Raw genomic sequence first — 12,849 nt, 5'->3', positions numbered from 1 at the left:
ACGGGGGTGGGCATGCACGTCCATACGGACGGCATCGGCGGAGTCTAAGTCAGTCCGCACCGGTGGAACAACGCCCAGCATCCCACCGCAGTTCCTGACCGGGCGAGTCTCCGCGCCGTCACGCCCCGAAGAGGCCTTGCTGTCCACTTCCGCCCGATTGCTGCTGCGGCGGAACCAGCCCCATGTGGGCCCAGGCCGCGGGCGTCCCGATCCGGCCCCTGGGGGTACGGGCCAGCAGCCCTTCGCGCACCAGGAACGGCTCGGCGACCTCCTCCACCGTCTCGCGCTCCTCCCCCACCGCGACCGCGAGGGTCGACAGGCCCACCGGGCCGCCGCCGAAGAGCTTGAGCAGTGCCGTGAGGACGGCGCGGTCGAGGCGGTCCAGACCGCGGGCGTCGACCTCGTAGACACCGAGCGCCTGGGAGGCGATCTCGCGGGTGATCAGGCCGTCGGCCTTGACCTGGGCGTAGTCGCGGACGCGGCGCAGCAGGCGGTTGGCGATACGGGGTGTGCCGCGGGAGCGGCCGGCGATCTCGGCGGCGCCGTCGGCCTCTATGTCGAGGTCCAGCAGGCCGGCCGAGCGGTGGATGACCCGCTCCAGCTCGGCGGGGGCATAGAACTCCATGTGGCCGGTGAAGCCGAAGCGGTCGCGCAGCGGGGGCGGCAGGAGGCCGGCCCGGGTGGTGGCGCCCACGAGGGTGAACGGCGGGAGTTCGAGGGGGATGGCGGTGGCGCCGGGGCCCTTGCCGACGATCACGTCGACGCGGAAGTCCTCCATGGCCATGTAGAGCATTTCCTCGGCGGGCCGGGACATCCGGTGGATCTCGTCGAGGAAGAGCACCTCGCCCTCCTGGAGGGAGGAGAGGATCGCGGCCAGGTCGCCGGCGTGCTGGATGGCGGGGCCGGAGGTGATGCGGATGGGGGCGCCCATCTCGGCGGCGATGATCATCGAGAGGGTGGTCTTGCCCAGGCCGGGGGCGCCGGAGAGCAGGACGTGGTCGGCGGTGGCACCGCGGGCGCGGGCGGCGCGGAGCACCAGGTCGAGCTGTTCGCGCACCCGTTCCTGGCCGACGAACTCCCCCAGGTCCTTGGGCCGCAGCGCGGCCTCCACGGCGGTGTCCTCGCCGTCGGCGTCGGACCCGACCAGCCGGTCGGCAGCCCCGGTGGGGTCGTCGGTGGTGGACGGTGCGGTGTCGTCCCAGTTCACTGCGGATTGCCTCGCGGGGTCGGGGCGGCCGGGCCGCCTGCGTGGTCGTCGTGGTGGTGCGCTCGGGTGCGGGCCGCCGGAGGCCGGGGGCCCGCGGTCATCGCGCCCGGTTCAGGGTCTGCAGTGCGGCCTTGAGGAGCTGCGGGACCTGCGGCTGCCCGCCGTCGGCGACGGCCGCTTCGGCCTGCGGGGCGACGGCGGCGACCGCCTCGTCCGCCTCGCGGGTGGCATAGCCGAGGCTGATCAGGGCGGCGTTCAGCTGGTCGCGCCAGCCGGAGGTGACAGCGCTGCCGATGCCCGCGCGGCCGTTGCCGACCGGCGCTCCGAGGCGGTCCTTCAGCTCCAGGAGCAGCTTCTGGGCGCCCTTCTTGCCGATTCCGGGCACGGCGGTGAGCGTCTTCTCGTCATCGCCGGCGACCGCGCGCCGCAGAGTGTCCGGGGAGTGCACGGCCAGCATGGCCTGGGCGAGCCGGGGCCCGACGCCGCTGGCGGTCTGCAGCAGCTCGAAGGTCTGCCGCTCGTCGTCGTCGGCGAAGCCGTAGAGGGTCAGGGAGTCCTCGCGGACGACGAGGGAGGTGGCGAGCTTGGCCTGCTGTCCGATGCGCAGCCCGGACAGGGTGTCGGGTGTGCACTGGACGGCCATGCCGAGACCGCCGACCTCGACGACCGCGGTGTCGGGGGCCAGGGCCGCGATCGGGCCGGAGACAAAGGCGATCATCGGGTGCCCTTCAGCGTGCGGGTGGGAGCGGGGGTGCGGCGGGCGGCGGCGTGTGCCTGCTGGAGGCGGTTGAGCGCGGGCGCGCGCCAGATGTGGCAGATGGCCAGCGCGAGGGCGTCGGCGGCGTCGGCCGGTTTGGGGGGTGCGTCGAGCCGGAGCAGCCGGGTGACCATCGCGCCGACCTGGTCCTTGCCGGCCCGGCCCGAGCCGGTGACGGCGGCCTTGACCTCGCTGGGGGTGTGCAGGGCGACGGGCAGTCCGCGGCGCGCGGCGCACAGCATGGCGACCGCGCTGGCCTGGGCCGTGCCCATCACCGTACGGACGTTGTGCTGGCTGAACACCCGCTCCACGGCGACGAATTCGGGGCGGTGCGCATCGAGCCATTCCTCGATGCCGCGCTCGATGAGGACCAGGCGGTCGGCGACGGGCGCGTCCGCGGGGGTACGCACGACACCGACGCCGACCATCTTCAGCGGGCGGCCGGCGACGCCTTCCACCACGCCGACGCCGCATCGGGTCAGACCCGGGTCCACACCCAGTACGCGCACAATGCCCCTCTCATGACCGGCCGCCGACCGATCGGCGGCCAACCGGCAGACTGTTCCTGCAGGTTATCGGCTGCCACTGACAATGCGTCGGGGGCGGGCGGGTGCGGCGTCCGCGGCGGCCGCGTACCCGGACTCCCGCCATGAACTCCCGCCATCGGCAACGGCCCGCCGGTTCTCACCGGCGGGCCGTTGTCGGGTACGGAGTGCGGCTCAGGCGTCGACCTTGGCCATCGTCTCGTCGGAGACGTCGAAGTTGGCGAAGACGTTCTGCACGTCGTCGCTGTCCTCCAGCGCGTCGATCAGCTTGAAGATCTTGCGCGCGCCCTCTTCCTCCAGCTCGACCTGCATGGTCGGGACGAAGCTGGCGTCGGCCGAGTCGTAGTCGATACCGGCCTCCTGGAGCGCGGTGCGGACCGCGACCAGGTCGGTGGCCTCGCTGAGCACCTCGAAGGACTCGCCGAGGTCGTTGACCTCTTCGGCGCCCGCGTCCAGGACGGCACCGAGGACGTCGTCCTCGGACAGCTCGGCCTTGGGGACGATCACGACGCCCTTGCGGTTGAAGAGGTACGACACCGAGCCCGGGTCGGCCATCGAGCCGCCGTTGCGGGTCATCGCGACGCGGACGTCCGAGGCGGCACGGTTGCGGTTGTCGGTGAGGCACTCGATGAGCACCGCGACACCGTTGGGGCCGTATCCCTCGTACATGATGGTTTCGTAGTCGGCGCCGCCCGCTTCAAGACCGGCACCGCGCTTGAGCGCGGAGTCGATGTTCTTGTTGGGCACCGAGCTCTTCTTGGCCTTCTGGATGGCGTCGAAGAGCGTCGGGTTGCCTTCGGGGTCGGCGCCGCCGGTGCGGGCCGCGACCTCGATGTTCTTGATCAGCTTCGCGAAGAGCTTGCCGCGCTTGGCATCGATCACGGCCTTCTTGTGCTTCGTCGTAGCCCATTTAGAGTGGCCGGACATCCGCCTGTCTCCTTCGCGTAACCAATTGAGAAACGAACGCCTGAGATCCTACCGGGATCGCCTCAGACCGCCGCACGCACCATGTCCACGAAAAACGCGTGGACGCGGTGGTCACCGGTCAGCTCCGGGTGGAAAGACGTGGCAAGGACGTTACCCTGCCGCACGGCCACCGTGTGCCCGTCATACGTCGCCAGGACCTCCGCCGCCGCACCGACCGACTCGACCCACGGCGCCCGGATGAAGACTCCCTGGACGGGTCCGCCGGGTATGCCGGCGATGTCGATGGCGGCCTCGAAGGACTCGTTCTGCCGCCCGAAGGCGTTACGGCGCACGATCATGTCGACGCCGCCGAGCGTCTCCTGGTCCTCGCGGGCGTCCAGCAGCTTGTCCGCGACCATGATCATGCCGGCGCAGGTGCCGTAGACCGGCTTGCCCGCACGGACGAACGCGCGCAGCGGCTCCAGCATGCCGAAGGCGACGGCCAGCTTGGACATCGTGGTGGACTCGCCGCCGGGGACGACCAGGCCGTCGAGCCCTTCCAGTTCCTCGGGGCGGCGCACCGGCCTGGCCAGGGCGTCCGCCTCGGCGAGCGCCGTGAGGTGCTCGCGGACGTCGCCCTGGAGGGCCAGCACACCGATGGTGGGGGTGCTCATCTACGTCCCTACCAGCCGCGGTTGGCGTAGCGCTCGGCCTCGGGGAGGGTGTCGCAGTTGATGCCGACCATGGCCTCGCCCAGGTTGCGGGAGACATCCGCGATGACCTTGGGGTCGTCGTAGAAGGTGGTGGCCTTCACGATCGCGGCGGCGCGCTTGGCGGGGTCGCCGGACTTGAAGATGCCGGAGCCCACGAAGACGCCCTCGGCACCGAGCTGGCGCATCAGGGCCGCGTCGGCCGGGGTGGCCACGCCGCCGGCGGAGAACAGCACGACCGGCAGCTTGCCGAGCTCGGCGACCTCCTTGACCAGCTCGTACGGGGCGCGCAGTTCCTTGGCGGCGGCGAACAGCTCGTTGTTGTCGTAGCCGCGCAGGCGGGCGATCTCGCCCTTGATCTGGCGCATGTGGCGGACCGCCTCGACGACGTTGCCGGTGCCGGCCTCGCCCTTCGAGCGGATCATGGCCGCGCCCTCGGCGATACGGCGCAGCGCCTCGCCCAGGTTGGTGGCACCACAGACGAAGGGGGTGGTGTACGCCCACTTGTCGGAGTGGTTGACCTCGTCGGCCGGGGTGAGGACCTCGGACTCGTCGATGTAGTCGACGCCGAGCGACTGCAGGACCTGGGCCTCGACGATGTGGCCGATGCGGGACTTGGCCATGACCGGGATGGAGACGGCGTTGATGATGCCGTCGATCATGTCGGGGTCCGACATCCGGGCCACGCCGCCGTCCTTGCGGATGTCGGCGGGGACCCGCTCCAGGGCCATGACGGCGACGGCGCCGGCGTCCTCGGCGATCTTCGCCTCTTCCGGCGTGACGACGTCCATGATCACGCCGCCCTTGAGCTGCTCGGCCATACCGCGCTTGACGCGCGCGGTTCCGGTCTCGGGGTGCTGGGGCGTGGTGGGCGTGCTGGACACGGTTGACCTCACTCAATGCGGGTGGTTGCGCTACGACGCCTACACAACCGTGTGTGCGGGGCCCGCGAAAAGGGCCAATTAGAGGTCAGTGGCTCGTCACGCCCCGCAGGCGGCCCCGGCCGGAGTCGTCCGCGGCTGCGGTGGCGCGCTCAGTTCCCGGCGGAGCGGTCGTCGAGGACGGCCGGCGGTTCGTCGTCCATCTCGAAGGCCAGCGGGAACGGCGCGTGGCCGGCCAGCCGCAGATAGCGCACCACCCGGTGCCGGCGGACGGCGCGCGCGGCGCGTACGGCGTCGTTGTGGAACCGTCGCGCCATCGGGACCCGGCGCACCGCCGCGGTGAGTTCGGTGACCGTCTGCTCGCCGCCCGGTGCCTCGCGGACGGCTTCCAGCTGGGCCTCCTCGTCGAAGATGGCGCGCAGCGCCTGGCTGAGCTCGCTCTCGGCCACCTCGCGGTGGTCCTCCTCGGCCTGCCGGGCCTCGTGCGCCGCCTGGTAGAGGACGATCGAGGCCGCGGGGTCGAGGACGCCCGAGGTGCCCACTTCCTGGGCGACCGAGGCGCGCCGCAGCAGTTGGGCGTCGAGGGCGGCCCGTGCCGCGTCGATGCGCGCGTGCAGGCGGTCGAGCCGGCCGGCCGTCCAGCTCAGATAGACGCCGATGAGGACGACGGCAGCCGCGATCCAGATGAAGGTGGTCACGCGGGGTCACGTTACCCGTCCGTCGGGGCCGCCCCCGGCCGCCGGGGGGCCACCGGGAACCGGCGGCCGCCCCGGGGCGCCGTCAGTCCTTGGCCAGGCCCCAGCGGGCGCGCAGGCCCACCCGTTCGTCGGTGGCGACCGAGGCGGCACCGTCGGTCACCGTTTCGTAGACCGCGAGGATGTCCGCGCCGACCGTCGACCAGTCGAAGCGGCGGACGTGCTTGCTGCCGCGCTCGCGGAGTTCCGCCAGCCGCTCGGGGTCGCCGAGCAGGCGTACGGCGGCGGCGGCGAGCTCGGCGGCGTCCTCGTTGGCGAACAGCTCGCCGGCCTCGCCCTGGTCCAGGACCTGGGCGAACGCGTCGAGATCGCTGGCCAGGACGGGTGCCCCGGCCGACATGGCCTCGACGAGGATGATGCCGAAGGATTCGCCGCCGGTATTCGGTGCGACGTACACATCGACGCTGCGCAGCAGCCGGGCCTTGTCCTCGTCGCTGACCATGCCGAGGAATTCGACCCGGGAGCGCAGCTCGGCGGGCAGCTCCGCGACGGCCTCCTCCTCGTCGCCGCGGCCGGCGACCAGCAGCCGGGCGTCCGGCACCTCGGCAAGGATCGTGGGCAGGGCCTTCATCAGGACCGGCAGGCCCTTGCGCGGTTCGTCGATCCGGCCGATGAAGCCGATCGTGTGGCCCTGCCATTCGGCCTTGGGCTCGGCGCGCGCGAAGAAGTCGACGTCCACGCCGTTGGGGATGACGACGGCGTCGCCGCCGAGGTGTTCGACGAGGGTGCGGCGGGCGTATTCGCTGACCGCGATGCGTGCGCTGATCTTCTCCAGTGCGGGCTGCAGGATCGGATACGCGGCGATCATCGCCCGGGAGCGCGGGTTGGAGGTGTGGAAGGTCGCCACGATCGGGCCCTGCGCCGCCCAGCAGGAGAGCAGCCCCAGCGAGGGGGAGGCCGGTTCGTGGATGTGGATGACGTCGAAGGCGCCGTTCTGCAGCCAGCGGCGCACCCGGGCCGCCGACAGGAAACCGAAGTTGAGCCGGGCGACGGAACCGTTGTACGGGACGGGGACGGCGCGGCCCGCGGAGACGACGTACGGCGGGAGGGGGGTCTCGTCGTCCGCCGGGGCGAGGACGGAGACCTCGTGGCCGAGCCGGATGAGGTGTTCGGCGAGGTCACGGATGTGGAATTGGACGCCGCCGGGGACGTCCCAGGCGTAGGGGCAGACGATGCCGATTCTCACGCGGTCTCCGTTCCGGTGGCCTCGGCCTCGGCGTCATTGCGGGGCGGCACGGAAGGCTGCTCGCGCGGTGGGCGGGGCGCTTCGCCCGCAGGTGCGGGGAGGTCGTCGCGCGCTTCCAGGTCGGCGAGCCACAGGCGCTGCAGCATGTGCCAGTCCTGGGGGTGCTCGGCGATGCCGGAGGCGAACGCGTCGGCCAGTGCCTGGGTCATCGCGGCGGCCTTCTCATTGCGGGTGCCGGTCCCGGGGACCTCGATCTCGGGGTGGACGCGGCCGCGCATGATGGCGGTGTCGTCGTACCAGAGGGTGACGGGGAGCAGCATCGCGCCGGTCTGTGCGGCGAGGATCGCGGGTCCGGCCGGCATCTTCGTGGCCTCCCCGAAGAAGGTGACCTCGATCCCGGAACTGGACAGATCGCGGTCGGCGACCAGGCAGACCAGGCCGCCGGCCCGCAGCCGCCGGGCCAGGGTGCCGAAGGCGGCGCCGCCCGTGTGCGGCAGCACCTCCATGCCCAGGCCCTGGCGGTAGGCGACGAAGCGGTCGTAGAGGGTCTCGGGCTTGAGGCGCTCGGCGACGGTGGTGAAGGGCACGCCGAGCTTGGTGGTGACCCAGACACCCGCGAGGTCGTAGTTGCCCATGTGGGGCAGCGCCAGGATGACCCCGCGGTCGCTCTTGAGGCCGTCCTCCAGGTGGTGCACGTCCTGGGGCGTGAAACCGGCCCTTATCCGGTCCTTGCTCCAGGCAGGCAGCCGGAACGACTCCATCCAGTAGCGCATGTAGGAGCGCATCCCGGCCCGGGAGAGCTCGGCGAGCCGCTGCGGCGAGGCGTCCGGGACGACCCGGGCGAGGTTGGACTCCAGGCGGAGCACGCCCTTGCCGCGGCGTTTCCAGACCGTGTCGGCGATCCGCCGGCCGAGCCGTACGGCGACCCCCTCGGGGAGCTTCTTGACGGTGCTCCAGCCGAGACCGTAGAGCCCGTCCGTGAGCTTCCCGGTGTCGATCTTCCACCGGCCGGTCCGCCTCGTGCCGGCGTCCGGTCCGGTCCTGTCGTCACGGCTCATGCGCCGTTCCCCCCTTGTGCGATGGCGTCGGCCTCGGCCGACTCACGGCGCACCGTCACCACGCGCTGGGCGAGGGTGACGGTGCTGCCGATGCCGACGACCCACAGGGCGATCGGCAGCAGGATCTCGATTCCGGGCACCCCGAACTTGTGCAGTCCCGACAGGCCGCAGGCGACCAGCGAGATGACCAGCCGCTCGGCGCGCTCCACCAGCCCGTTGACGTTCACCGGAAGTCCGATGGCCTCGCCGCGTGCCTTGGTGTAGGACACCACCTGCCCGCTGGCGAGGCAGAAGATCGCCATCGCGCAGAGCATCAGGCTGTCGCCGCGTCCGGCGTACCAGAGGGCGAGTCCGCCGAAGATCGCGGAGTCCGCGACCCGGTCGAGGGTGGAGTCGAGGAAGGCGCCCCAGCGGCTCGTGCGGCCCAGTTGCCTGGCCATGTTGCCGTCGACCAGGTCGGAGAAGACGAACAGGGTGATGACGATGGTGCCCCAGAAGAACTCGCCCAGCGGGTAGAAGACCAGGGCGCCGGCCACCACGCCGCCGGTCCCGACGAGGGTGACCGCGTCCGGGCTGACCCCGATACGGATGAGCAGGGCGGCGAACGGCGTGAGAACACGCGTGAAGAACGCACGCGCGTACTTGTTCAGCATGGCCTTCCCGGAGGGTCGATACGGGCCGCGCGGTCGATGGGCCACCGGCTGGCCCATCGTAGCCAGCGCGCCAGGGGCCACCGCGAACGCATCGCGGCACCGGGTGCGGCCGGGGGCCGCCCCGCCCGGTGGGCCCCGGCCCTGCGCCACGTATGGACGCATCATGACCTCGGTGGAAAGCTCGAATCACCGCAAAGTGTCGACCTGGAGGCGAGACACATGAGCGAGAAGTCGAGTACACACCCGCGAGCCGCCGGCAGGGCGTCGGCGGCCGACCGGCCCACCGCCCTGCGGAATGTGGTGCTGGTCGGCCACAGCGGTTCGGGGAAGACCACACTGGTCGAGGCACTGGCGCTGGCTTCCGGCGCGGTCAACAGGGCGGGCCGGGTCGAGGACGGCGCCGCGCTGTCCGACTACGACGAGATCGAGCACCGCCAGCAGCGCTCCGTACAGCTCTCCCTGGTCCCGGTCGACTGGGGCGGAGTCAAGATCAATCTTCTGGACACCCCCGGATACGCGGATTTCGTCGGGGAGTTGAGGGCCGGTCTGCGCGCTGCGGACGCGGCCCTCTTCGTGATTTCGGCGGCGGACGGGGTCGCCGGTGCGGACCGGATGGTCTGGGAGGAGTGCGCCGCCGTCAACATGCCGCGCGCCCTGGTCGTCACCCACCTGGAAGCCGCCCGCTCCGACTTCGACGAGATGACCGAGCTCTGCCGCGCCACCTTCGGCGGCGAGGACCCGGATGCCGTGCTTCCGCTCTATCTGCCGCTGTACGGCACGCCCGGTGCCGACGGCCACTCCCCCGTGCACGGCCTCACCGGCCTGCTCACGCGGCGGGTCTTCGACTATTCCTCCGGTGAGCGCACCGAGCGCGCACCGACCGGCGACGAACAGCCGCTGATCGAGCAGGCCCGCAACCGCCTCATCGAGGGGATCATCGCCGAGAGCGAGGACGAGTCCCTGATGGACCGCTACCTCGGCGGCGAGGAGATCGACGTCAAGACCCTCATCGGTGACCTGGAGACCGCGGTCGCCCGCGGCACCTTCCACCCCGTACTCGCCGCCGCCCCCGCCGCCGAGGGCTCCAGGCAGGGGCTCGGCACCGTCGAACTGCTGGAGCTGATCACCGGCGGTTTCCCGACCCCGGCGGAGTGCGAGGCGCCCGCGGTGACCGGGATCGACGGCGCCCCGCGTGCGCCGCTGACCTGCGATCCGGCAGGGCCGCTGGCGGCCGAGGTGGTCAAGACCTCCTCCGACCCGTACGTCGGGCGCCTCTCGCTGGTCCGGGTCTTCTCCGGCACCCTGCGCCCGGACGAGACGGTGCATGTCTCGGGCCACGGTCTGCAGGACCGGGGGCATGAGGACCACGACGTCGACGAGCGGATCGGCGCGCTGTCCGCACCGTTCGGCAAGCAGCAGCGCCCGCTGCCCAAGGCGATCGCCGGCGATCTGGCCTGTGTGGCGAAGCTGACCCGCGCCGAGACCGGCGACACCCTCTCGGCCAAGGACACACCGCTGCTGATGGCGCCCTGGACGATGCCGGACCCGCTGCTGCCGGTCGCCATCCAGGCGCACAGCAAGGCCGACGAGGACAAACTGTCGCAGGGCCTGTCCCGGCTGGTGGCGGAGGATCCGACGATGCGCCTGGAGCACAACCAGGCCACCCACCAGGTGGTGCTGTGGTGCCTGGGCGAGGCGCACGCCGATGTGGCGCTGGAGCGGCTGCGGTCGCGCTACGGCGTCCAGGTCGACACCGTCACCCACCAGGTGCCGCTGCGGGAGACCTTCGGGGCGGGCGGCACGGGGCGCGGCCGCCATGTGAAACAGTCCGGTGGACACGGCCAGTTCGCGATCTGCGAGATCGAGGTCGAGCCGCTGCCGGGCGGCTCCGGCATCGAGTTCGTGGACAAGGTGGTCGGCGGCGCGGTGCCACGCCAGTTCATCCCGTCCGTCGAGAAGGGCGTACGCGCCCAGGCCCGCGCGGGGGTCGCCGCCGGGCATCCGCTCGTCGACATCCGCGTCACACTGCTGGACGGCAAGGCGCACTCCGTCGACTCCTCGGACGCCGCCTTCCAGATGGCGGGCGCGCTGGCGCTGCGCGAGGCCGCCGCCGAGGCCCGGATCGATCTCCTCGAACCGTACGCCGAGGTGCGGGTGCTGATTCCGGACGACTTCGTCGGCCCGGTGATGAGCGATCTGTCGGGGCGCCGGGGCCGGGTGGTGGGCACCGAGCAGTCGGGAGCGGGTCGCACACTCGTACGCGCCGAGGTGCCCGAGCTCGAAATCGGCAGGTACGCCGTCGATCTGCGCTCCCTCTCGCACGGGACCGGGCGCTTCGAACGCTGTTACCTGCGGCATGAGCCGATGCCGCCGCAGCTCGCCTCGAAGCTGCGTCAGGCGCCGGAGAACGGCGCATAGTCAACGCTGCGTCAGCCGTCGTCCCGCTCAACTCCCTTGGGCTGGACGGCGGCTGTACGCTGGGATTCCTCGGATGTGCGGTGATGGGGGCGGTAGTGGCAGACGGCTTTGACTTCAGTCCCGGTGCGCAGGTGCCGCTCCTGGGCGGCGCCGGGCAGACAGCGGCGACCCAGGCGCTGGCCTCGGCCGCCTATCGGGACGGCCCGGTCGCCGACATCTCCAAGGCCGACTCCGATTCCGGCAAGTCCGAGATCAAGAAGCCGAAGCTGTCGCTGTTCGCGCCCAATCTCGGCGAGGCGTTCTCGCGCGCCGTGCAGGTGCGGATGCTCGGTGGCGGCCGCAAGGCGCTGATCCAGTCCTTCGGCACCGAACCCCAGGCCATCGTCGAGCACTGCCTGTCCGCCACCCGCGTCCGCAAGCAGCGGGACGCCAAACTCACGCTGCTGATGGTGTTGTTCGGGCTGGTGTTCCTGCCCGGGGTGCTGCTGTGGCTCGGCGCGTTCCAGCTCAAGAAGGTGTTCTCCAAGGACCCCGCCAAGGAGGGCGGGCCCCGCGGCGTCAGTGCGCTGGGTGCCGTCCTGCTCGCCGTGCTCGCCGGTCTCGCCCTGTTCGCGATGGTCAAGCTGCCGACCACGGGCTTCTGGATGCTGTACGTCCGCGCCATGCTCGTCGTCCCCGTGATCGGCTGGTGGTGGGCCAAGCAGATCTGCGAGAAGACCGCCGTCATGCTGCGGGAGGCCTGGAAGGGCCTGCTGGAGGGCGGTGGCGTCGCCGCGAAGATCCCCGAGGCGGTGCCGCAGGACCCGAACGAGATCGCGGCCGAGACCCTCCGGCAGAACCTCGCCAAGGTGTCGGCCGAGCAGAAGAGCAACGTCGTCTTCTACGCCGGCCCCAAGGGGATACTCGGCATGGGCACCCGCTGGGGCAGCTGGCAGCTCGCCGAGGAGCTGAAGCCGGCTCAGGCGGGCGGGGAGATCCACCCGTTCCGCAGCTGGGACGTCATCCGGGTCATCCACGACCGGCTGCGCCTGCTGGAGCGCTCGCCGCTGCACACCGGCGGATTCCAGCAGCCCCCGTCCGTGCGCCACTGGATCGTCTCGCCGGTCGGGGAGAAGGCCAAGGAGGTCGCCCACCCGGAGGGCACCGAGATCGAGGCCTATCAGGTCCGCGGGCACGAGATCGAGCGGATCTGCAACGAGCAGCAGTTCGGCAGCGGCAACCGCCACTACCTCGGCGTCCAATTCGTCCTCTGGGACGGCCAGTTGGTGATTACCTTGATGATCACCGTCACGGTGCTGCACGAGACGCTGCGCGTCGAGGTGACCGGTCATGCCCTGGGTCCGGTCAACTCCCTGTTCACCACCAAGCCGGAGCCCAAGACCAAGGACGTCGCCAAGGTCGTGAAGTTCTGGGAGACCAAGACCCAGCAGCTGCCGCTCATTCACCCCGGCGAGGTCGTCCGGCTCGCCGCCCGCGCCCCGCTGACGTGGTTCCCCTCGGTGCTGGACTTCATGGGCGGCAAGCTGACCCTCCCCGAGCCCTTCGGGCTGCGCCACGTCTGGGCCGACAAGCCCTGGCGGCACCGCTTCATGGCCGATGACGCGCTGCGCGCGGCGACCCCGGTCCTGCGGACGGTGCACGCCGCCGCCCTGAGCGTGCTCAAGGAGAACGGCGTGGACACCGAGCGCTTCGACAACCGGTCCCTGGTCCTCAGCGGCATGATCCAGGGCGCCGAACCGGGCAAGGCGGACGAGTACAACGCCTAGGGGACAC

At 71.4% G+C, this 12,849-nt stretch carries 12 protein-coding genes; 2 read left to right on the top strand and 10 right to left on the bottom strand.

Annotated elements, in window-relative coordinates:
• Positions 1–118 precede the first annotated feature (118 nt).
• The 10 genes from ruvB to pgsA all read right to left on the bottom strand — a co-directional run bounded on the left by ruvB (position 119) and on the right by pgsA (position 8,658).
• Entirely contained in the window at positions 119–1,207 is a 1,089-nt protein-coding gene (gene ruvB / locus ACIRQ7_RS24055) for a Holliday junction branch migration DNA helicase RuvB (RefSeq protein ID WP_401474999.1), read from the bottom strand.
• Between the two features lie 97 nt (positions 1,208–1,304).
• Positions 1,305–1,925 carry a Holliday junction branch migration protein RuvA gene (gene ruvA, locus ACIRQ7_RS24050; RefSeq protein WP_404264833.1) on the bottom strand — a complete coding sequence of 207 codons (621 nt, stop codon included), beginning with the start codon at positions 1,923–1,925 and terminating at the stop codon, positions 1,305–1,307.
• Positions 1,922–2,473, bottom strand: coding sequence for a crossover junction endodeoxyribonuclease RuvC (ruvC, locus tag ACIRQ7_RS24045; protein WP_401474993.1), 552 nt, complete (start codon positions 2,471–2,473; stop codon positions 1,922–1,924). Before ruvC ends, ruvA begins: the two co-directional genes overlap by 4 nt.
• 210 nt (positions 2,474–2,683) lie before the next feature.
• Complete coding sequence (locus ACIRQ7_RS24040; RefSeq protein ID WP_401474990.1) at positions 2,684–3,436, bottom strand: YebC/PmpR family DNA-binding transcriptional regulator; 753 nt, start codon at positions 3,434–3,436, stop codon at positions 2,684–2,686.
• A 62-nt stretch (positions 3,437–3,498) separates the two neighbouring features.
• A complete protein-coding gene (pdxT, locus tag ACIRQ7_RS24035) occupies positions 3,499–4,089 on the bottom strand; it encodes a pyridoxal 5'-phosphate synthase glutaminase subunit PdxT (RefSeq protein WP_404264832.1) in 591 nt (196 codons plus the stop codon).
• An 8-nt stretch (positions 4,090–4,097) separates the two neighbouring features.
• Complete coding sequence (gene pdxS, locus ACIRQ7_RS24030; RefSeq protein WP_404264831.1) at positions 4,098–5,009, bottom strand: pyridoxal 5'-phosphate synthase lyase subunit PdxS; 912 nt, start codon at positions 5,007–5,009, stop codon at positions 4,098–4,100.
• 149 nt (positions 5,010–5,158) lie between these two features.
• Complete coding sequence (locus ACIRQ7_RS24025) at positions 5,159–5,704, bottom strand: hypothetical protein (protein WP_401474981.1); 546 nt, start codon at positions 5,702–5,704, stop codon at positions 5,159–5,161.
• Positions 5,705–5,786: 82 nt separating this feature from the next.
• Positions 5,787–6,947 (bottom strand): glycosyltransferase family 4 protein, encoded by a 1,161-nt coding sequence (locus tag ACIRQ7_RS24020; protein ID WP_404264830.1) that lies wholly within the window; start codon positions 6,945–6,947, stop codon positions 5,787–5,789.
• Positions 6,944–8,005, bottom strand: coding sequence for a phosphatidylinositol mannoside acyltransferase (locus ACIRQ7_RS24015; protein ID WP_404264829.1), 1,062 nt, complete (start codon positions 8,003–8,005; stop codon positions 6,944–6,946). The genes ACIRQ7_RS24020 and ACIRQ7_RS24015 overlap by 4 nt, the downstream gene beginning before the upstream one ends.
• Complete coding sequence (gene pgsA / locus ACIRQ7_RS24010; protein ID WP_401474972.1) at positions 8,002–8,658, bottom strand: phosphatidylinositol phosphate synthase; 657 nt, start codon at positions 8,656–8,658, stop codon at positions 8,002–8,004. The genes ACIRQ7_RS24015 and pgsA overlap by 4 nt, the downstream gene beginning before the upstream one ends.
• A gap of 219 nt (positions 8,659–8,877) precedes the next feature.
• On the opposite strand from pgsA, the gene ACIRQ7_RS24005 reads away from it, so the two are divergent.
• Positions 8,878–11,076 (top strand): elongation factor G-like protein EF-G2, encoded by a 2,199-nt coding sequence (locus ACIRQ7_RS24005; RefSeq protein WP_404264828.1) that lies wholly within the window; start codon positions 8,878–8,880, stop codon positions 11,074–11,076.
• An 83-nt stretch (positions 11,077–11,159) separates the two neighbouring features.
• Positions 11,160–12,842, top strand: a complete 1,683-nt coding sequence (locus tag ACIRQ7_RS24000; RefSeq protein ID WP_404264827.1) for a hypothetical protein — start codon at positions 11,160–11,162, stop codon at positions 12,840–12,842.
• Positions 12,843–12,849: the final 7 nt, after the last annotated feature.

This window comes from Streptomyces sp. NPDC101393, assembly GCF_044767385.1.
GTDB lineage: Bacteria > Actinomycetota > Actinomycetes > Streptomycetales > Streptomycetaceae > Streptomyces.
Note: the sequence above shows the minus strand (reverse complement) of the source record. Positions and strands in the feature narration are given on the sequence as shown.